The organism is Paenibacillus sp. JJ-223 (genome assembly GCF_927798175.1).
Classification (GTDB): Bacteria; Bacillota; Bacilli; order Paenibacillales; family Paenibacillaceae; genus Paenibacillus; species Paenibacillus hubeiensis.
This window is the reverse complement of the sequence record NZ_CAKMMP010000001.1, coordinates 158,027-179,172: the sequence shown is the minus strand read 5'-3', so window position 1 is coordinate 179,172 and position 21,146 is coordinate 158,027. Positions and strand designations below refer to the sequence as shown.

Below are 21,146 nucleotides of genomic sequence, written 5' to 3'. Positions count from 1 at the left end.
CATCCGTTGCTGCAAATTGCCAGGAGGGAAGCAGCCGGAAGGTACAATAAAGGCGGTCAGGCACCGATGTGCCGCCGCCTCACGTTTCTTCCATCAGCCGCTCCCCTTACAGGCTCCGATTCTTCCACTTCTTGTTATCTCATCGAAATTGACCTGATTTCCATTATATCAAAAACCAAAAAAAGTGCCCATACCTCATGTGCCTGCCCGAATATTCCATAACTTGCGAATGTCACGGCTCTCATCCCAGGTGTTTCCTTCTCTCATATGGGCGACCAGCGGAGCGACATACCGTTCGTAACGCCCGTAATCGCTCAATGCGGTCAAATCGTTCAGCAGCGAAGGAAGCTGCTGTCCCAGCACCTCCCGCCTCGCACTGTAAAAAGCGGCATGCACGGCCGCCCCTGCGAGCGGACGCTGGCGCAGCCTTCTGTAATTGGAAGCGATCAGGCCTGCGAGGCCAACCACCCCCTTTGCCACCAACGGAGAAACCAGAAAACTCGGCAAGGTCCGGTACTCGAAGCCTCCATGGGATTTCAGGCGGAAATCGCCGAGGGCTCCGTAACGCGGACGCCGGGCATCGCCGCGAGGATCCTGCAGCATGGCAAGCGGCAAAGCCAAATAGTTGTCGAGCGTCCGCAGCAGCTCCCCGTTCAGCGTTATGCTGCTGAAATGAACGTGTCCGCCGAGCGGAAGACCCCTCTGCGGCATGCTCCCCGCCTGCCAGATCAACGTATGGTCCGTAATGCTGCGCGAAGCCGATCCGAACGCCCGCAGCAGATGAGCAATCAGTTCCCGCGGTTCCGAGCTCGGCTCGGGCCGAAGCTCTGCCACCGGATATACGCGTCTGCCGCCGATCGTTACGGCATCGCACCCGGCTTGCCCGGTACGCTCCAAAAACCTGGAGGCCGGCACAATTTTGGCTTCGGGCATCTGCACCAGCAGAAATTCCGGATCCATGCCGAGGACAGGCGACACTTCGTTTGCCTGCTCCTCGTCCAAAGCCGTTTGATGCTGCTTCCATGCTTCCCGGTACAGGGGCTCTGTCCATCCTTTCCATGGACGGGGGTCAATCGATACGACGCTGCAGCCATTCCTGCCCCCCGCTTCCAACCGGACCTCTCCGTGGTCCAGTCCCAGGGCATACAGCGTCTTGACTGCCATGCGCTCCAATCTTCGAAATAACGTCGGGGCGTCGTCCCGTTCCAACAAACTCTCCCGCAGCCTGCTCGCATCGCCGGTATCCCTGCGTTTGATGCGGATCGCCTGGAGGCAGCAAATGTGTACTTCATAGGCTGCGCGCAAACCCGGGCCGCGAATCTGCTTGCTGCGACCGGCAAGATAATCGATGCCGGATCGCTCAAGCCGACCGGACCGTTCGGCCAGGGTCATTTTTTCGTAACGCTGTACGGCCGACTCGGCCTCATCCATCACATGCATGCCCCTTCTCCTCTTTCGCCCGCAAATTGATAACCATCCCGTTCATCAGGCCAACTCCCTTTCGGGTGAACACAAATAATTAAAAAAAGAGGGCTTCCGCCCTCTCATTGCCGCTTGCGGCGCATAAGATACATTAACTTCAAAATGAGTGATCCCCTCACGCGGCGGCTTCGGCCAACTTACAGTTCGTCATCCAGCAAATCGGGATCGAGATCGTCATAGTCTCCATCGGCGCTGTTGAAGTCATAATCCTTGTCTTCGTAATCCCCGCAGCCCTCGGTGCACACTTTCACGCACACCTTGGTTTCGGCGATCAATTCAACAGCGAATTCCCGCTCCACCCGGATGATGACGCTGCCGCCCCCCGCCGACACCGCGGCCTCCACACAGCTAGGCTCCTGCGTTGCCTCCGCAGACACCTCAACCGTGGACGCCCGGTGTTTGGAATCCAGATACGACAATGGCACAAGTTCTACATAGGACACCGTCTCTTTGGCTACATCTGTCTGCGAGTTCTGGTCATAGGAATACCAGATGTTGATATCGTAAGTACCAATAACTTCAATTCCGTCTCCCGCTGATACGGCTTCATACTGGTGGTTGATAATCCAAGCCCCCAAAATGCTTGTCGGACCATTTGGCGGAGTCACGGTATGTGTTACGGTAGAGAACTTACGACCCTTGCCGCAGATCGCTTTCGTAATGATCTCTCTACATTGATGTTTATGACTCAATGACATCTCTAAACCTCCTCCATGCAATCATTCACTACAAGTGTATGCAGGGCATCCGTCTAGGGTGACAACTATTTTCTATTATTCGTTTGTAGAGTGGACACGGTCGGCGATCGGCGACGGCGCTTTGTCTTTCTTCGCGATTTTCAGATACAACGCGAGTTCGCGGCACAATTGCAGAATGGCCGAACGAATCTCGAATTCTTCCCTTGTATCCGGCAGCTCCATCCTCCTAAATTCCTCTTGCACTTCGGCCAACAATTTTTCCGTCCGTCCGGTATAGGATTCCGTCAACACGTCCTGGCTGAGCTGTTCGAACAGCTCGGCAACCATCTCGGCATGCGGCATTTTCTGATAAACTTGCGAGACTAGATGCATCATATGCTGAATGGAATCCAGCTGCGTTTTGCGCATATAAAAGTATACGCTCCAGCCCTCGTTGGGATGAATCACCTGGTTTTCCAACGAACGCTTGGCCGCTTCTATGCCTCCAAGCACCGCTTTGTCCGCTTCGATCAGTTCCTTGCCTGCCCACACCTCGTTCGGATTGCGCAGCGTCGTGGCAAACTCCTTGAAAATGATCGAAAACAACTCGTCGATCCGTTTGCGGATGCGGAGCATTTGCGGATCTGCCGCAGGCATGTAGGCCAGGTTGACCACCATCGCGGAACCAAGACCGATCAGGAGCAGCCCGATTTGGACAAGGATGACGTGCAGATCCATTTCCCCGCCGCTGAACACGCGGAACACTACGACGGATCCCGTGACGATGCCTTCTTTGAACCCGGCCCTGACGATCACCGGAAAGGCAGCTAATATGTAAATGGCCAATACCCAGTAGTGGAATCCTAATACGTGAAAAAGTACACTTGCAAACAGGAGCCCTACCACGGACGCGAAGAACCGCGCGGAAATGGTCCGAATGCTCCTTTTGCGCGTGACGTCAACGCCAAGTATGGCCAGCAAACCTGCCGAAGTTGGTCCAGGCAAGCCGAACCCGTCCGCAATCAGAACAGCCATCAGAGCTGCGATTGCGGTTTTGATTACCCTAAAACCCATTTCTAAATGTCCTCTCCTCTTAGCTGCACATATGTCCCGGCCAGCTTTCATCCCCTAAATCAGGCGGGCGGAATCCGTTCCGGCTCTTTTGAAACAAGATAAACGGAGTCAACCGACATGCACAGCATGCCGGCAACACAACAATGCGCCCCGGAACAGGGACGCTGGCAAAAGATTGATGCGGCGAAAGCGCTCAAGCCACGTTGTCCATCGCCGCATCCATTCCGGACTGCGCGGAATATTCGTCATCGTTATGGTACTTGATTTTAAGTTTTCGGGCAACGTGACACCTTCTGTGAAATTCGGTACATATCATTGGCGTCCTGCCAGCAATTTGCGCTCTACGTATACGACCATCTGATACATCGCGGTAGCTACCGCTGCAATGATGAGCAGGCTCGAAAGCACCAGCGTGAAATTGAACACTTGAAAACCATAAATGATCAAATACCCAAGCCCCTGTTTGGCGACCAAAAATTCTCCGACGATGACGCCTACCCACGCCATGCCCACGTTCACCTTTAAGGTGGAAACGATCGCCGGATATGAAGCCGGAAGCACCACTTTGGCAAAAATTTCGGATCTGCTTCCCCCAAAAGTACGGATGACTTTAATGTAATTGTCGTCGACTTCATTAAAACTATTATAGACAACAAGGGTGGTAATGATCACCGTAATCGATAAAGTCGTCATTACGATCGCCGTAAAGCCCGCGCCAAACATGACGATAAAAATGGGACCAAGCGCGACCTTCGGCATGCTGTTGAACACGACCATGTACGGATCGAGCACTTTGGACAGAAAAGGGGACCACCAGATCAGCACGGCAAGCAGGGTTCCGACAAGCGTACCCAGTAAAAAACCCACTGCCGTTTCACCTACGGTAACCGCCAGATGCGTCCACAACTCTCCGCTGACCGCATCTTTGCCGATCTGGCTGAATATTTTGCTCGGATAACTGAACAGCAGCACGTCAATCCAGCGCAGCCGCCCGGCCAATTCCCACAATACAAACATGGCTACCAGCAATGCCAGTTGTACCGTAAGCACTTTACGGCGCCATGCCGACACCTGCCGCAGGTGCCCTTGATGCAATTCTCGCAGCCATGTTTCCCTGATCCGCGGTTTCTCTTCGGTCTGATTCACCTGCTTTGCTCACCTCCTCCGGACTGATCCAATTCGTTCCACAACGCTTGAAAAAGCTCGTTGAATTCTTCCTGTTCCCTTGCATAAAAAGGCTGGACATTTCGAATGGCGTCCGGGATGACAAATTCCCGCCGAATTCGGCCGGGATTCCGGTCCAGCACGATGACCCGGTCGCTGACGGCAATGGCTTCCGACAGGTCATGCGTTACGAGCACTGACGTCTTGCCGGTTTGTTTCAACGTATCGGATACCAGATCCTCCAGCTGCAGCTTCGTTTGATAGTCGAGCGCGGAGAACGGTTCATCCAATAAAAGCAGCCCGGGTTCCGTCGCCAGCGTGCGAACAAGGGCTACGCGCTGCCTCATACCGCCTGACAGTTCCGAGGGATATTGATTTTCCGTGCCGGAAAGCCCCATGCCGGCCAAAAGTTCGCGCGTCCGCGCACGGCTGCGCTCATCAAGCCGGCCCGTTAATTCAAGCCCGATCAAAGCATTGTCCAGAATCGTGCGCCATGGAAACAGATAATCCTGCTGCAGCATGTAGCCAATATGCGCCGAGGGACCGTCTACGAGCCTGCCTTTGACGTTTACTTCCCCTGAAGTAGGCACCAATAGCCCTGCGATGATGGATAACAGCGTCGTTTTGCCGCAACCGCTTGGCCCGACCAGGCTCACGAATTCTCCCTGCTCGACCTGAAGATTCAAATCTTCAAGGACCAGGGAAGCTTCCCGCTCACTCACGTAAACTTGCGAAACGCCTTGCAATCGTATCATTGGTTCGGATTCAGGCATCGGCAATCACTTCCTTTCCCGAACTCCGAATCACTTGGAAGACGAAGCCGACTCGGCATAAGCATTGTCCACGATCGCTTCCAACGCTACCCGCTCTTTCAGCTCGCCTGCCGCGCTCATCACGTCAAGCAGGTTATTCCATTCGCCTTCGTCGATCATCGGATCGGTAGCATATGTTCCCTGTTGCTTGTATCGATCCACGCTGCTGACGAGAATGGCCGGATCGATGTCCTTGAAAAATGGCGCAATGACTTCGGCGATTTCTTCGGCTGAATGGGATTCGACCCACAACTGTGCTTGATGCAATCCGTTTGTGAATTTTTGGATCATATCGCTTTTTTCGTTCAAGTAGCTTTTTTTGGTCATAAACACCGTATAAGGCAATTGGCCGCTCTCCGTTCCGAAGGAGGCAACGACCTTGCCGCGCCCTTCCTGCTCGAAGATCGAAGCCTGGGGCTCGAACAGCTGCACGAAATCTCCCGTGCCTGAAGCAAATGCAGAGGCAATGTTTGCGAAATCGACGTTCTGGATCAAATGCAGATCGGCATGCGGGTTAATGCCGTGTTTGTTCATCGCGAACTCCCCTGCCATTTGCGGCATGCCGCCCTTGCGTTGACCCAGAAATTCGGATCCTTTCAACTGTTCCCAGTCGAAGCTGCCTGCGGCATCCCTGGCAAACAGGAACGTTCCGTCCGTCTGCGTAACCTGGGCGAAATTGATCACCGGATCCTCTGCGCCTTGTTGATACACGTAGATGGACGTCTCGGCGCCAACGAGCGCGATATCCACCGATCCTGCAAGCAGCGCCGCCATCGTTTTGTCGCCGCCGGCCGTCGTCTGAATTTCCACATCCAGTCCCTGCTCTTCGAAAAAGCCTTGGGCTGCCGCGACGTATTGCGGGGCATAGAACACGGAACGCGTGACCTCGCCGATCGTGATTTTGGCTTCGTTACCGTTTTGCCTGCAACTTGTCAGCGCCACGATGATAATCAGCAATATGACGATGGCCCGGATAAACCAGGGCGTATATTTCATGCTTTTCCCTCCTTTTCGTGTGCGGTTTGTTCTCTCTACCATCAATATGCGCTCGCCCATCAAAATGTTAAGAACTCGGGTACGGCAAAAGAATGGATTCCGCCACCGGTGTTCATCGCCTACCGGGAGCACAAAAAAAGCCTGACATGAGATGTTCTCACGTCAGGCTTTTCCTTGAATGGACGAATGTCCTTACAGGTTGTAAATTTCCGTGTATTTCGCTTCCAGATAATCGGCCAGATAGTCCGGGTTCAGCTCCTCGCCCGTAATGGCGAGAATCAACTCCGAAGGTTTGCGGCTTCTGCCGTAACGGTAGATTTTGTCCGTGAGCCATTCCTTGATCGGAATCAGGTTGCCTGCGGCCACCAGTTCATCGAATTCGGGAAGCTCTTTGCGGAGGGTATGTACGATTTGGGCGGCATACATGTTGCCCAGCGAATAGGAAGCAAAATATCCGAAATCGCCGCCCGACCAGTGAACATCCTGAAGGACGCCCAGACCGTCGTTCGGCGGAACGATGCCGAGATACTCCTCGTATTTGGCGTTCCATGTTTCGGGCAGGTCCTGCACAGAAAGCCCCTCGTTAAACAGCATTTTCTCGATTTCATAACGAATGATGATGTGCAGATTGTAGGTCAATTCATCCGCTTCAATGCGAATCAGCGAGCTTTCCACCCGATTGATCGCACGATAGAAATCTTCCAGCTCCACCTCGGCCAGCTGAGGGAAATGCTGCTGCAAATCTTTGTAATAACGCGTCCAGAACGCACGGCTGCGGCCGATCATATTTTCCCATAGACGGGACTGCGATTCATGAATGCCCATCGAGGTGCCCTCCGCGAGCAGCGTGCCTTCCAGGCTTGCATCAATGTTTTGCTCATATAGTGCGTGTCCGCCTTCATGCAAGGAACTGAAAATGGCGCTTGTCACGTCGTCCTGCAAATAGTTCGTCGTGATGCGAACATCCCCGGGATTAAGTCCGGTTGCGAACGGATGAACGCTTTCGTCCAGTCTGCCTGCTTCAAAGTCGTACCCCATTTGACCCAGAATAAAGAGGCTGAATTTTTCTTGCTGCTCCTTGTCGAACAACTGGTCCAGGAAATCGGTTTTGGGTTGGTTCGGCGAAGCGTTGATTTTCTCCTGCAGCGGCACAAGACGTGCCTTCAGCCGATCAAATACGGCATCTACCTTTTCCACCGTAAGGTCCGGCTCGTACATATCCAGCAGCGTATCGTAACGCGTGGCCTTTACGCCCCAATAGTCGATGAACTCCTGTTTCATCTTCACGATGTCTGTCAAATAGGGCGCAAAACCCGCGAAATCGCTGTTATGTTTGGCATCTTCCCAAGCGGTTTCCGACTTGGCGGCAAGTACGGCATAAGCCTGTACCTTTTCCGGCGGTACGGACTGGCTTCGTTCATATTCCTTTTTGCAGTCCTCAACCATGCGGCGGTCTATGTCCTCGAGCTTTTCCCATGCGTCTTTATGAGTCAACGCGTCGAGCAGGGATTTCATCTCTGCAGAAGTTTGCAATTTGAATGCTTCGGTGGATAACATGCCAATCGTTTCGGATCGGGTCGGAACACCTTTTTTGGGCGCACCCGTGCGCAGATCCCAATGCAGCAGGCCGATCGCCTCGTGATAACTTTTAATTTTGCGAACCAATTCATGGAATGAATCCAGCTGTTTCTGTGTATTTTCGTCCATAATGGGCCGTCACCTCTCCAAAAATATTTGCATCCCCTATTGATGATACTTTTTGCAATGCGTATAATCAACTTTTAACAGATGCAATTTTTAATATGCCCTTGTTGGGCGGAATACCAGTGCAAGAGATGTAGGAATCATCATGATGGGTCATGGGCAAACCATGATAAGCTTAAGAGCGTAGGACAAGCTGCGAATTATGCAAGCGGCCGTGCTCATCGTATTGGATAACAGGAGGCAATGGACATGAACAACATTCAAGAGATTTTGGAGTACAACAAAACATTTGTCGAGACCAAAGAATACGAAAAGTATACGGCCGGTAAGTTCCCGACCAAAAAAATGGCTATCATCACATGTATGGACACTCGTCTGGTGGAAATGCTGCCGAAAGCAATGAACCTGAAAAACGGCGAAGTCAAAATCATTAAAAACGCGGGTGCAATCATCTCCCAGCCTTTCGGTTCCGTAATGCGCAGCGTGCTCGTTGCCATCTACGAGCTCGGCGCGGACGAGGTTGTCGTTGTCGGTCATACCGAGTGCGGCATGGCATCCTTGCATGCAGACACGATGATCGGCCATATGGTAGAGCGCGGTGTATCCGAGGAAGTCATGAGCACCCTCGAAAACTCCGGAATTCGCCTGACCAAATGGCTGCGCGGGTTTGACAGCGTTGAGGACGGGGTAAAACATACTGTGGGAGTCATCAAGAATCATCCCCTGCTTCCACCGGGCGTACCTGTTCACGGCATGATTATCGATTCCTACACAGGCAAGCTTGATCTTGTCGTTGAAGGGTATGAACAACAATAGGCATCTCTCTTTATATCGCTTTGGGTGCGGAGCCGTTCTCCGCACTCTTTTTTTGTCTAATTTTAGACACTTGGTCTGTCAGGTTGTCAAACCATACAGTTTCAGTGTACACTTTTATGAAAGCGGTCAGCTCTACGCCATTGGCGTGATTTTCATTGACCGAGCCCTAATATTAAGGAGACATGTGCATGAACATACTTTCCTACGGATTGCTCGGGCTTCTTACCCGCGAGGAGTCGTCAGGTTATGATTTGATGCTGAAAATTCAGCCACATTGGCAAGCCAAACACAGCCAGATCTACCCTCTCCTATCCAAAATGGAAAACGAAGGTTTGTTATCGTCCCGCTGGGTTCAGCAATCCGACAAGCCAGACAAAAAAATGTATGCCGTTACGGACCAAGGGATCGAAAAGCTGCTTGAGTGGATGATCACCCCTGTAACCGCTCCCGTCACGAGAGACGAATTCAATTTGCGCATCCTATGCGTAGGAATCGCGGAAGATGGCAGTATGAGACGGATCCTGAATGAACGAAAAAATTGGTTTTTGGAACGAATCCGTTATTATGAAGAGCTGAAATCCCGCATTCCTCACGATAATCTGCGCGTAGGCAGCCGCGAGTTCGGCAGTTACATTCTGGTTCAGAAAGGGCTGATGAATGCCCAAACCGGACTGGAATGGTGCAAATGGGTGACTCAGCTGCTTGACGGACAAAAAGCCATTCATTCCACACCAAGCATTGCGCAAAATTAATTTAAAAAAATTTGAAACTTCTCTTCAGATTCATTCGTATTAACGCAGTAAGGCCCAATCGGGCAGCACATCAAACACTTTAATCAGGGGGTTACGATCTTACCAATGAAAAACAAATTCGGCATCAAACATCTCATGATGGTTTTCATGGCGTTCACACTGTTGTTCGGTACAGTCTCTGCTTTCGCTCCAGACTACGCCGACGCCAAACGCGGCGGTTTCAAATCGGGGACAAAAAGCTATACCAATACACCGAAAAAATCCGACAACAACGTGAGCCAATCCAATTCCAATAACAATTCAACTACAGGCGCTTCAACAACGAACCGTGGCGGATTCTTCGGCGGTGGCGGCGGTTTCATGAAAGGCATGATGCTGGGCGGCCTGGCTGGTATGCTGTTCGGCGGACTGTTCGGAGGCATGGGCTTCCTTGGCAACATCCTCGGACTGTTGGTTAACGTCATTGCCATCGTAGCGATCGTCATGCTGGCTATGGCCCTCTTCAGAGCGATTGCCAATCGCCGCAAACCGGCAACTCACGGCCGCTATGACAGCCGCGACGATCGTGACGATGATCGCAACAGAAACGGACGGTATTAATCCTTATGATTCTGAGCATGGATGAGATCGTCAACGCTATTTGCATTCATACCGCCGAGCGCAAGGGCGTACGTCCAACAGACGTCAACGTTGAGCTGAGCTGGGAAGAAGATACAGGCTACACCGCAGAAGTATGGGTTGCCGGTCGCAGCCAATACCTGGTGGAGTCCAACATGATCGAAGCGATCCTGCGCTATCTTCACAGCGAATACAATATTCGGGCATACCGTGAAGATGTGCGTCTGGATCTGGATGAAGAGATTACAGCGATTGTGAATCAGCACTAACTTGCATCGCATACAACCAACCGTCTCCCAATGTTTATGACATTTGACTGGAGACGGTTTTTTAGTTTTTTTAATTTCGCTCGCAAGAGTGTTCTATCGCTTCCATCCGTCCTTTAGCGAAACAATCCGATTGAAGACGAACTGTTCACCTGAAGACTCATTCATCGAGTCAAGGATAAAATAGCCATGGCGAATGAACTGGAATCGTTCTCCCGGATTCGATTGCTGCACAAAAGGCTCAACCACTGCTTGTTTAACAATGTGCAAAGAATCGGGATTCATCCCCAACCTCTCATCCCCACCAATATCGTCCAAATTCACTCCGGGAATCAGCAGTTGATCGTATAACCGCAGTTCACATGTTACAGCATGCTTGGCCGATACCCAGTGAATGGTTCCTTTGACTTTACGCTCTTTGAAGCCGCTGCCACTCTTCGTTCGGGGATCGTAGGTGCAATGCAGTTCAATGATTTCGCCGGATCGCGGATCTTTGATAACCTCCTCGCAGCGAATGAAATATGCACCCTTGAGCCGCACTTCTGCACCTGGCGCCAACCGATGAAACCCCTTCGCAGGAACTTCCATGAAATCATCGCGGTCAATGTATAACTCCCTTGAAAAGGCTACCTCGCGCACACCCAGATCAGCGGTCAACGGGTTGTTTTCAATAGGCAGCATCTCTTCACCTTCATTCGGGTAATTGATGAGTATCACCTTTAGGGGATGAACAACCGCCATGATCGCCGGAACATTCGGTTTAAGCTCCTGACGGAGCACATGGTCCAACAAGGATATATCCACCGTTGTTTGCTGTCTTGCGAGTCCAATACCACCGATGAATTCTCTAATGCTCTCGGGAGTGTATCCCCTGCGTCTCAGGCCGGAAATCGTTGGCAGCCGGGGATCGTCCCAGCCATCTACCCAGCCGGATTCAACCATTTTCCGCAGGTAACGCTTGCCGGTCACCGCACCGGCGATATTGACGCGTCCAAACTCCCACTGCCTGGGCGGTTCCAAGATCCCCAATTCGGCCAGCACCCAATCATACAGTGCACGATGGTCTTTGAATTCAATGGAACAGAGGGAATGTGTAATGCCTTCAATCATGTCTTGAATAGGATGAGCGAAATCATACATTGGATAGATGCACCAAGCATTTCCTGTCCGGTAATGCGGGGCATGAATGATCCTGTACAGCACCGGATCACGAAGATTCATGTTCGGAGAAGCCATGTCGATTTTTGCACGAAGTACACAAGATCCGTCCGGATGGATTCCATTTCGCATCTCCTGAAACAAGCGCAAATTTTCCTCTGGGGTTCGATTGCGATAGGGACTGTCGGTTCCTGGTTCGGTTAACGTTCCCCTGCTAGCTGCCAATTCCTCCGGAGAAAGATGACACACATACGCTTTGCCTTGTTGAATCAGTTCAACTGCTGCGGCATAGATTCGGTCGGAATAATCAGACCCATAATATACGCCCCCCAGGGCTGTAACCAAGCCATTCCATATCTTTGAGAATGGACTCAATGTAAGAGATGTCCTCTTTCAATGGATTCGTGTCGTCGAACCTTAAATGAAAGGTACCCTCGAATGTTTGAGCTGTCGTGTAATTGATGTGAATGGCGTAGGCACTGCCGATATGAAGGTGCCCGTTCGGTTCGGGTGGAAAGCGGGTACAGATCGGACGTTGAAAACGGCCAGCCATCACATCTTCCCGGATGAGGTTCTCCAGGTAACTCCCACCTTGGGTGGAGCTGCGTTCGTCCTCGTCTTGCCGGGATTGTTTATTTTCACGTCTCGCCATCACGAATTCCCTATTCAAATCATGTTCTGTTTCCTTTTTCGGTTTGTCGAAACCTGCTTCCATGCTCGAATGCCTCCCCTGTTATGATCAACCACGTAATGATCAACAAAAAAAGAACTTCACCTCCCAAGACGATATGTCTTGGGGACGAAGTTCTCGTGGTGCCACCCCAGGTTCACCGAAATGTCGCCATTCCAGTCTCATCAAGTCCATTTCCGTTCATACTGCGAACCGTACTGAACCCTGTGCTCTATATCGGGAGCACCCGTTCCACCATCCCTGACGCTGCACGTTTTGTTCCGGCGGACCGTTCGGAGGCTTGCTTCAATGCTGTTTTTTCACCCATTCTCAGCATCAGGGCTCTCTGTATAAAAAAATCAGCATCTACTCTTCTCGTCATCACGTTCAATATTTCCCATCATTGTAATCAAAGCCAAAATGAAAGTCAAACCCTTTTCGTTTACGATTGGCTGTCAAATTCATGATCCATCGTTTCGAGCAATTGATGTGTCTTGTCACATTTATATTCCCAAAACATAATGCCGCCCAATTCATGATCATGTACATATCGGCATTTGGCTCGGATGGAGTCAGGATCGTCATAAGAAATAAACGTGTGTCCATTAAAGAGATACGGCGCCTTTGCTTCATCATCCCAATGCCTGGTATACCCGTTCAACCCAATGTAATTGGCGTTTAACTCCGTATACTCCGGACCGTAACCGCCGGTCGTTTCTGCCATTTGATGCAATCCATCGTTCCGGTCGGGCACGCCCTTCCACATGCGGGAATAGAACGCGGCACCGATGATGATCTTGTCCTTGGGCACACCTGCCCTGTGAAACGTTTGGACCGAAGCATCAACGCTGATGCGGAACAAATCCCCTGTTGGCGTAAAGAGATTTGTATGATGTCCCGTTAATACCTGAAAGCCGCCCCGCATGTCATAGGTCATCAGCTGCACGTAATCGACGTACCTTTGCACCTGATCCATTTCCGTTCCATCCACGTAGTATTGGTCCGCTCCCGCTGCAATGGTCAGCATATAATACTTCCCGTCCAACTCACCCTGCCGCGTCAACGCTTCCCTGATGGTTTTCAGCAGCATCGTGAAGTTCGGCTTGTCACTTGCGGATGCCGCAATCCCAGCCTCTCCATAACATGGGTATTCCCAATCCAAATCAATGCCATCAAGTCCATAAGTGGTTACGGCTAGCACAGCAGATTCGGCGATTCTATTCCTGCCCTCTGCCGTCGCCGCTGCCTCCGAAAAACCGCCGGAGCTCCAGCCTCCAACGGACAAAATAAAGCGCAAATCCGGATGGGTCCTCTTGATCACGGAAACTTGATCCATGTTTTGCAAATGCTCGGTGTGAATGGCTCCCTCCCGAATACCGGCAAAAGCGATATTGATGTGCGTCATTCGTTTCAGATCGGCCTCTGTCACGCTCTTCAGATCACGATGACCGACGTATCCGATGATCCATTTTCGGCTCATATGTCACCTCTCCCTTGATCACACTAGGTCACTTCGCGAGCATAACGCCGACACGAACAGCTTCCTTCACGGCTCCGATGCGATAACCGTAAGAAACATACCGAATGCGGTATTGTTGATCCAGCACCGCAAGGTGAGGGAATCCCGACTCTAACGCGATTGGACTGCACAGCACTTCGGGTATTGCACCTTTGTTTATTTCTGCGAATCGAACCTGTGCCCGTAGCTGCTTCAACGGATCTGCGCTAAAAGGACTGATCGTACCCAAGGAAGGTGTAATCAGCACGATCGGGAGACCGCCTTCTGCCAACGCTTGGTTCGAATCGGCCAGCTCTTTCAACAAATGCATGGTCGGTTCCCTTCCTGGTTCGATCCAGGCCAGCAGTGCGCCTGAAGTCAGGCCAGAACTTTGGTCATTGAGTCGGGTTACGGTTCCGTCCTGCCAACGCAGCTCCATTTGTTGATCTACCGCGCCAAGAACGGGAAGGTCCTCCTCCGCACTCCGGAAGTTTACGTCAACATGGGTTTCTTCCCCCGCCTGCACCTCGAAGTACGTCAACTTCACGCTAACCGTGCCGTTTTTCAAACGTACGCCTGTCGTCATCCGATAAGATCCTTGCTCGACCTCCAGCGGAGCCGCGAACAGATTCGTTTCTCCGTGCGGCAAATGCAGCGTTACGTATTTCCCTTCAACAAGACGTGCAATCGTGACATTTTCATAATAAGATGCTTTTGGCGTCGCCAGCGCCGTTTCCATCCGTTTGAGTTGAATAAAACCGCTGCCCTGCTCCACATCTTCCTGATCTCCAAAATCTGCACTCATCCATGCCCCCTGTTTCCAGTATTGAGGTTTGCGTTCCAGGGGATGCAGGCGAGCGGGTATGCCCAAGCTGCGGCACATGGAAACAAACAAAATCGCCAGCGACTCTTCATCTCCGGCCATCAGCCGATAGGTGCCCACAGCTGTTCCCTTGCCTTTTAGATTCGGCAAATTTTCAACATAAACATAATTCCTTTTCAGTACAGCGGCAAGAAGCGCCGGGTCCTTCACCATGGAACCACACTCATCCGCTTTGAAGGAATCACGGAATTCTCTTCGGTACAAGCCAAGCATTTCATAGGAAACGCGCGGGCACAGGACATAAGGAATGAACAAATGATCCGGCAGCATGCCGCGAAGAGGCAGCGATTCATTCAAATGTTCATTCAGGACAGGACGAAATGTGTCGATCAAATCCTTGCTATTCAGCGATTCCAACAACAGCAGCGGCCACTCCCCATGCTCGGGCGAGCTCTCCCGAAGAAATCCGGCTATTTCATGCCCGTTTCCACGCGCCTTTTGCAAGATATCCCACACCCGTGCTTCAGAAAGGCCAAGTTGCCGAGCTAAACGATGGCTCTCCGACTCCGTCACAAATGTGCCTTCGAACAATGCGCGAACAGCGTCCCCGTTCTGCAATCGACGTTGATGCAAGGACTCGGCTGCATCCGTCACTGCCGGCAGTTCGTCGCCTTCCGTCTCGGGTGGAGGAACCATATCCAAATCAACGACGCCCCGTTCCTGAACAGGTTCGCTGTTCAGGTCCAAAACAAGCTCCAATGAGTCCAATTTGCCAATGCTGACCTTGCGCTCCTGCCACCGTCCACGATACACGGCCCTGATGAGCAAATCGCCAAATCCTGTCTTAAAGCCGACCTGCCCTTCCCCATCCGTCATCAGCTCTGCAATGGGGTAGAATTCGGCCATGTTATACAATTCGAAGCGGACGGCAGCACCTTCGATCATCCCGCCGTCTTGATCTCTAACCGCTACGGTGATCGTTTTGGCAGGCGCGTAGTTCTCCAGCAGGTTCAGTTCGGTAAACCCTTCTTCGGCAAGAGTGATGTCATCCGGACCCTGATAGTTTCCCAGCACTCTTGTGTTCATCAGCATCGAGCGGCGGGCAGGCGGCGTAAACCAACCTTGGTTCAACCTCGCTTCCGGCTCGCACGCCCCGATGTAATGCCACCTTCCATCCGCCCACGCTTCCACCCAAGCATGGTTATCGTCGCAATGCGCCCAACGAGGCGTGTAGACTTGGCGAGCAGGAATGCCGATGCTTCTAAGGGCAGCCACGGCAAGCGTCGATTCCTCGCCGCATCTTCCCCTTGCGCTCCGAATCATCGTGAGCGGAGAAACGGTGCGCAGATCGCTTCCGGTATAGACCGCTTTTTCGTGGCACCAGTAATTAGCCTCCAGGATGGCATCGGCCATGGACAGACCGTGGATGCGGCCCGCCAGTTCTGCGTAAAAGGCAGCTCGCCAGTCTTCGATGTTTTCTGTATTTACCCTGCATGGCAACACAAAGTACAGGAATAAATCATCCGGAACCTGTTCTCCCCAAGGCACCTCATGCCGAATCTTCAGCGCGGCCCTGACATGACTGTGAAGTAATGCACCAGGGACATCGGCTAAATCCTGAAGCGGGCTGTATGCATACAGATATTTGAGCGCCCATTCCTCTTCCGGAGACAACGTTTCTTGGAATACGGCAAACATTTCATTCAGCCTTGACCCGACTAGCTCCCTTTTTAACCGCAGCTTATCTTCAATCCGATTCATCTCTTCGGGGGAAAGGGAAAAAACCGACGTTGGCACACTCATCTCGCATTCCCCTCCTTCCATAGTTTGCCGTCTTCCCTGATGATCCATTTCCCGTTCCCATCCGCCGTTGCCGCTGAAATTTGAAACAAGCGGTCCGCAGCAACGACTTCCGTAGTAATGTCCAGATCAGGTGACCCATCCAACAATGACAAGTCCTGAGCAAACGTACCTTCCTTTTCTCTGTAGTTACGCTGCAAATAATAAAGCTTCCGCAGCTCCCACTTGATCTGCTCATCCTCCGGAATGGAAAAATGGTTTAATTCCTCCTGTTCATCCGTAAACACGACATATCCCCACAGCTCAGGATAATGCATGTTGACCAGCCCCATCGGCGACCACACCCAGTTATCCTCAGGATAAGGCTTCCCCGTGCCGGGATCGATCACTTTTTGATACGTTCCATCCACCACTTCAGCCTGCCATTCCACCCGCGAGAAGTTCACTCTCCAGAATTCGCCGGGTACCGGGGCACGATGTTCCTTGGCACACTCTTTCAAGCTGGTCCATGGTATCGCGATCTCCACAGACCATTTACGGTTATTGGCACCCGGCTGATTGAGCTCGCCGTCAATGTGCACGGCGGTCTTCAACCCTTTCATATCCCAGCTGTCCAGCGGAGGACCCCCATCCCTGTAAGGTTTGATCAGAAGCAAATCCCATACCGTGTTCAGCGCATTGATCTCGAATTCGTAATATCCGTGGCTATCCCCGTCCGGATCGATGAAAATTTCAAAATCGTTGTCATAAAAAATGACGGAATCGCGCTCGGTCAGCGTCGCCCAGATTTGATCCTCCCACAGCTCTGCGCCGAAATAAAAATGTTCATCGTCCCACAGCATTTTGACCCGCGTATCCTTTGCGGGAGCCGGCCGCAGGTCTCCTTCAATGTCGACAAACTTCTCCGTCCACTCCGCCCGATCCCAGAAAGGTTTATCCAGCTTCCCGTCAAGCTCCAGCTCACCTTCCGCGCGGCGGCAAAAATAGTGCTTTGGCTGATAAACGTCTATTTGCGGAACAGGTACACCACTTAGCGTCATTTCGTTCCCTCCATTCAGTTATGTGTAACGACGGCTCCCGAGCCGCCATACATGTTGACTTTTTCGGCAAACTCCAGCTTGATTACCGTTGTCAGCTCATGGGTATCTTCGCGAGTCAGATGAATCCAGGTTGTGCCGGGAATTTGGAACCAGGGAACCCCTCCGTGGATGTCATAGGTCAGTGGCTTGCCGGAGTGAAGCACCGATACCTTTTGGATCTCATTGCACAACCCTTTCATGCAGATGCTTTCCTTCGGATCCCCATGCACAAAGAGATACAGTGTCTTCTCATCTGCCGAGAGCGTGCTGCCATCCCCGTAATATCGGCTCATGACCCCCTCCTTTGTCCCATAGACGGCTTCTTCGTGCGCTCTGATCCAACTGCCTAATCCAAGCAGAATCGCCTCTTGTCTCTCATCGATCGTGCCGTCTTCCTTCGGTCCGATATCAAGCAGCATGTTGCCGCCCATCGAGATACAGTCACAGAACATGCGCACGATCTGATGCAGCGATTTGTAATGCTCATCCGCAGGAACATACCCCCATGAACCGTTGATCGTTGTGCAAAATTCCCACGGCCCCTCTGGACGGGTAATCGGAAGGCCTTGCTCCGGCGTCTTGTAATCCCCATGCCCTTGTAAACGCGAATTAATGATGATTTCCGGCTGGAACGATTTCAAATAATGCTTGAAATGAGGCAAATTCCATTGCTCCGCGCTGCGTTCCCAGTCCCCGTCGAACCACAGCAGGTCTACCTTGCCGTATCCGGTAAGCAGTTCTTCCAGCTGCCGGTTGTTAAACTCGAGAAACTTCTCCCATCTGGATTCATCCTGGATGCCGTCTACGGGGCTGGAGAAGCGATTGGCCGAAGCAGGATCTTCGGGCACGTTCCCGCCTTCATATACACTCGGATAATCCGGGTGGGACCAGTCGATCAGGGAAAAATAAAACCCGAGCCGCAAGCCTTTTTCCGTGATTGCATCCGCATATTGCTTGACGATATCCCGCGCGGCGGGCGTCTTCTTCACGGTGTTCAAATGGCTGTGCTGCGTATCCCACAGAGCCACGCCATCATGGTGCTTCGTCGTCAGCACCGCATACTTGGCGCCCGATTTCTCGATCAAGTCGGCCCATGCATCTGCATCAAACTTGGAAGCGGTGAAACCGTCCAGCTGCTTCATATAATCCTCGTATGACATGCGCCCATTGTAAAACGACCATGACTCCGCCACGCCGTCCACCGCATAAATGCCGTAATGAATGAATATTCCTAATTTCGCATCCTCAAACCATTTCTGCACGACGATCACCGCCCTTCACTTTTGTAAAATTTATATTTGGCTGAATATATAAACCGCAAAAAACATACACACGTTAACGGAGAGGCAGAACCAATCTGGAGAAGCGAAGCGTTCGCCTTAATCGAGAAATAATTGGTGTGCAAACCGTTTCAATATTGCTATCATTTAAGGAGAAATGACCATTTCCAATGGAAAGGAGTCGCTTTCACTTGAGAATAAACTATTTCAAATCCAGGCTGTTCCTCAAATACATCTGTTCTTACCTGCTCATTCTGCTGATCCCCCTGGTGCTCATGACCATATTCATCTATGAAAATGCCGTGAAGACGCTCCGGACAGAGATCGAAAACTCACGGCTGGCCCAACTCTCACAAACCAAAACGACGATCGATAGCCGCATGAAAGAGCTCAGCGATATTGCTTCCCGGATTTCGTACGACCATCGGCTGTCCCATTATAAGGCGACTCAAACGCTGACCAGCCCGGAAGCGATTCGCGCATTGGATCAATACAAAGCCACCAGCTCCATCATGGATGAAATCTATCTGTACTTCCATAACGGCAAACATATTTACTCCAGCAAAGGACTTACCGACTTCGACGTATTTGCGCGCAATCTTGGCTTCGCTAATTGGGACAAAACGTCCTTGCAGCATGATCTGAATGAAATCAAACATCCGATGGTAAGACCCGCCGATACGGTCAGCATTAAAGAAGGCTTGCAAGACCGCAAACTGGCTTATCTGATCCCGATTACACCCAACAGCTTGAACCCGCATGCAACCGTGATGTACTTCATCAAGGAGTCGGCGATTACCGATTTGATGGATTCCGTCCTTGGAAGTTATCAAGGCTTAACCTTTGTACTTGACGGAGAAGGGCAAGTACTTGCTGCCAACCATCAAGGCGATACGCTAAGCGCAGACGCTTCAGAAATGTTGTTGAATCAGATGGTTCCAGGCATACAAGAACGAGCACTGGATGGTAAAGCCTATTCCATTGTCGCCGTACAATCCGAAACCAATGGCTGGACGTACATGACCGTCATGCCCAGCTCCCAATTTTTCAGCAGCGTGCTTAACGTTCGGGATGTCATGCTGATGATCATCGGAGTCGTACTGCTTGTCGGAGCGGTTATCGCATTGGTGCTTGCCAAAATGCAGTATCAGCCCATCTCAGCATTGGTTGAGTTTGTTTCATCCCGCGTTCCGAAGAAGAATGGCGAAGAAACAATCGGTTACGGGAACGAACTGCAGCGAATACACACTGCACTGCAAGATTTCAGTTCCCGGATTGATATGCAGGAACCGTTCGCCCGCAATCAATATTTGTCCACGCTCATCAAATCCGGCAACCCGGAGCTGGTTTCACCTGAAATGATGCAGCTGTTCGATCTGAAACTGAACAAGAAGTATTTATTCGTCATGGTTGTCGGCTGGAACGAATCCAATGCTGATCGGGAGCACCGTCGCCGGATTGCAAGCACACTTGCCCATATCGATATGCCTGATATGTGCGCTACCGGGTATGGCGTTGAACTGCCGCAGCTGGACCGATTCGGCATCATCATGAATTTCGATGCAGTAGCGGGACTAGACGAGACCGTTCAAATGAAGCAAACGATGGAACACGTGCAGCGCATGCTCGTTGAATCGCACTCCATTGCACCGATGATTGGCGCCGGAAGCATTTATCGACAGCTGCATGAGCTGAATCAGTCGTACATCGAGGCCTGCTCCGCCTTTGATCTGCTCGTTCCGGGTGACCGCGGGGCTTCCGCATTGTTCGAAGAAATGTCTAAGGACACAACTCCTTCCTACTGGATCCCGAACCAGACCCATCTGAAACTGGCCCAAAGCTTGAAGCAAGGCAATGTGGAGATCGCGTCACGGACGATACGCTCTTCCATAGAAAACCTGCAATCGTCCATGCAGCCGGCGCTGATTCTGCGTTGCGTCAGCTTTGATTTGTTGAACACCGTGTTAAAGACCGCTTCAGAGCTTGGCGACCATCAACTGATACAACGACTGACTCCCGACATGACGGTCGGCGGTTCGCTGAAGGAGCTGGAATCCATGCTGCTGTCCCTGGCTTCGCAAATTTGTGCCGAAGTGCAGCAAGGGGCTCTGCAAGAAGAGCAATCGTTGATCGATCGGATCGTTGACTATATCGATGCACATTACAGGGAACACAGTTTAAGTCTGGATACCCTTGCTTACGAGTTTGAAATTTCGCCCTCGCACGTCAGCCGTTTCTTCAAAGAAAAGACGGGCATCAATTTCCTGCAATATATTTGGCAAAAGCGGCTGGACATGGTCGTGCATCAGTTGAAAACAACGGATACTCCCATTAAAGACCTCATTCAGGAGGTTGGTTACTTGGATACGCCGAACTTTATCCGCAAATTCAAAAAGGAGACCGGACTTACGCCAGGTCAATATCGCAAGCTCCATCGCGTCACGGCAAGCGATGCGGAGAGCGGATCTGCGAGTTGA

General features: G+C 51.6%; 16 protein-coding genes, 1 pseudogene and 1 other annotated feature. Of the genes and pseudogenes, 5 read left to right on the top strand and 12 right to left on the bottom strand.

The window, feature by feature from the left end; translation table 11 throughout:
* Positions 1–195: 195 nt before the first annotated feature.
* The 7 genes from L6H98_RS00715 to L6H98_RS00685 all read right to left on the bottom strand — a co-directional run bounded on the left by L6H98_RS00715 (position 196) and on the right by L6H98_RS00685 (position 7,912).
* On the bottom strand, positions 196–1,440 hold the full coding sequence (locus L6H98_RS00715; protein ID WP_356722645.1) for a hypothetical protein: 1,245 nt from the start codon (positions 1,438–1,440) through the stop codon (positions 196–198).
* Between the two features lie 179 nt (positions 1,441–1,619).
* Positions 1,620–2,180: an outer spore coat protein CotE gene (locus tag L6H98_RS00710; RefSeq protein ID WP_236412140.1), complete on the bottom strand. Its 561-nt coding sequence runs from the start codon at positions 2,178–2,180 to the stop codon at positions 1,620–1,622.
* A gap of 75 nt (positions 2,181–2,255) precedes the next feature.
* Positions 2,256–3,233, bottom strand: a complete 978-nt coding sequence (locus L6H98_RS00705) for an aromatic acid exporter family protein (RefSeq protein WP_236412138.1) — start codon at positions 3,231–3,233, stop codon at positions 2,256–2,258.
* 312 nt (positions 3,234–3,545) lie between these two features.
* Positions 3,546–4,379, bottom strand: a complete 834-nt coding sequence (locus L6H98_RS00700; RefSeq protein WP_236412136.1) for an ABC transporter permease — start codon at positions 4,377–4,379, stop codon at positions 3,546–3,548.
* Positions 4,376–5,170 carry an ABC transporter ATP-binding protein gene (locus tag L6H98_RS00695; RefSeq protein WP_236412135.1) on the bottom strand — a complete coding sequence of 265 codons (795 nt, stop codon included), beginning with the start codon at positions 5,168–5,170 and terminating at the stop codon, positions 4,376–4,378. Before L6H98_RS00695 ends, L6H98_RS00700 begins: the two co-directional genes overlap by 4 nt.
* A 30-nt stretch (positions 5,171–5,200) precedes the next feature.
* Positions 5,201–6,205 (bottom strand): ABC transporter substrate-binding protein, encoded by a 1,005-nt coding sequence (locus tag L6H98_RS00690; RefSeq protein ID WP_236412133.1) that lies wholly within the window; start codon positions 6,203–6,205, stop codon positions 5,201–5,203.
* 192 nt (positions 6,206–6,397) lie between these two features.
* Positions 6,398–7,912 carry a carboxypeptidase M32 gene (locus L6H98_RS00685; protein WP_236412130.1) on the bottom strand — a complete coding sequence of 505 codons (1,515 nt, stop codon included), beginning with the start codon at positions 7,910–7,912 and terminating at the stop codon, positions 6,398–6,400.
* A 246-nt stretch (positions 7,913–8,158) separates the two neighbouring features.
* On the opposite strand from L6H98_RS00685, the gene L6H98_RS00680 reads away from it, so the two are divergent.
* From L6H98_RS00680 to L6H98_RS00665, 4 genes are all read left to right on the top strand, one after another.
* Positions 8,159–8,725, top strand: a complete 567-nt coding sequence (locus L6H98_RS00680; protein ID WP_236412129.1) for a carbonic anhydrase — start codon at positions 8,159–8,161, stop codon at positions 8,723–8,725.
* Between the two features lie 188 nt (positions 8,726–8,913).
* The gene (locus tag L6H98_RS00675) at positions 8,914–9,477 is read left to right on the top strand and encodes a PadR family transcriptional regulator (RefSeq protein ID WP_236412127.1); all 564 of its coding nucleotides are present in this window, start codon (positions 8,914–8,916) and stop codon (positions 9,475–9,477) included.
* 105 nt (positions 9,478–9,582) lie between these two features.
* Entirely contained in the window at positions 9,583–10,077 is a 495-nt protein-coding gene (locus L6H98_RS00670; protein ID WP_236412125.1) for a hypothetical protein, read from the top strand.
* Positions 10,078–10,082: 5 nt separating this feature from the next.
* Entirely contained in the window at positions 10,083–10,364 is a 282-nt protein-coding gene (locus tag L6H98_RS00665; RefSeq protein ID WP_236412123.1) for a YxcD family protein, read from the top strand.
* A gap of 93 nt (positions 10,365–10,457) precedes the next feature.
* Here L6H98_RS00665 and L6H98_RS00660 read toward each other — a convergent pair.
* The 5 genes and pseudogenes from L6H98_RS00660 to L6H98_RS00640 form a co-directional block, all read right to left on the bottom strand.
* Positions 10,458–12,072 (bottom strand): annotated as a pseudogene (locus L6H98_RS00660) (glutamine--tRNA ligase/YqeY domain fusion protein).
* Positions 12,073–12,311: 239 nt separating this feature from the next.
* Positions 12,312–12,580, bottom strand: a binding site (T-box leader).
* A 51-nt stretch (positions 12,581–12,631) separates the two neighbouring features.
* Complete coding sequence (locus tag L6H98_RS00655) at positions 12,632–13,669, bottom strand: glycoside hydrolase family 18 protein (RefSeq protein WP_236412121.1); 1,038 nt, start codon at positions 13,667–13,669, stop codon at positions 12,632–12,634.
* A 28-nt stretch (positions 13,670–13,697) separates the two neighbouring features.
* Positions 13,698–16,313, bottom strand: coding sequence for a transglutaminase-like domain-containing protein (locus tag L6H98_RS00650; protein WP_236412119.1), 2,616 nt, complete (start codon positions 16,311–16,313; stop codon positions 13,698–13,700).
* The gene (locus L6H98_RS00645) at positions 16,310–17,350 is read right to left on the bottom strand and encodes a carbohydrate-binding family 9-like protein (protein ID WP_236412117.1); all 1,041 of its coding nucleotides are present in this window, start codon (positions 17,348–17,350) and stop codon (positions 16,310–16,312) included. The genes L6H98_RS00650 and L6H98_RS00645 overlap by 4 nt, the downstream gene beginning before the upstream one ends.
* Before the next feature lie 14 nt (positions 17,351–17,364).
* Entirely contained in the window at positions 17,365–18,651 is a 1,287-nt protein-coding gene (locus tag L6H98_RS00640; protein ID WP_236412114.1) for an alpha-L-fucosidase, read from the bottom strand.
* A 209-nt stretch (positions 18,652–18,860) separates the two neighbouring features.
* Between L6H98_RS00640 and L6H98_RS00635 the strand changes: the two genes are divergently transcribed.
* Complete coding sequence (locus L6H98_RS00635; protein WP_236412112.1) at positions 18,861–21,146, top strand: helix-turn-helix domain-containing protein; 2,286 nt, start codon at positions 18,861–18,863, stop codon at positions 21,144–21,146.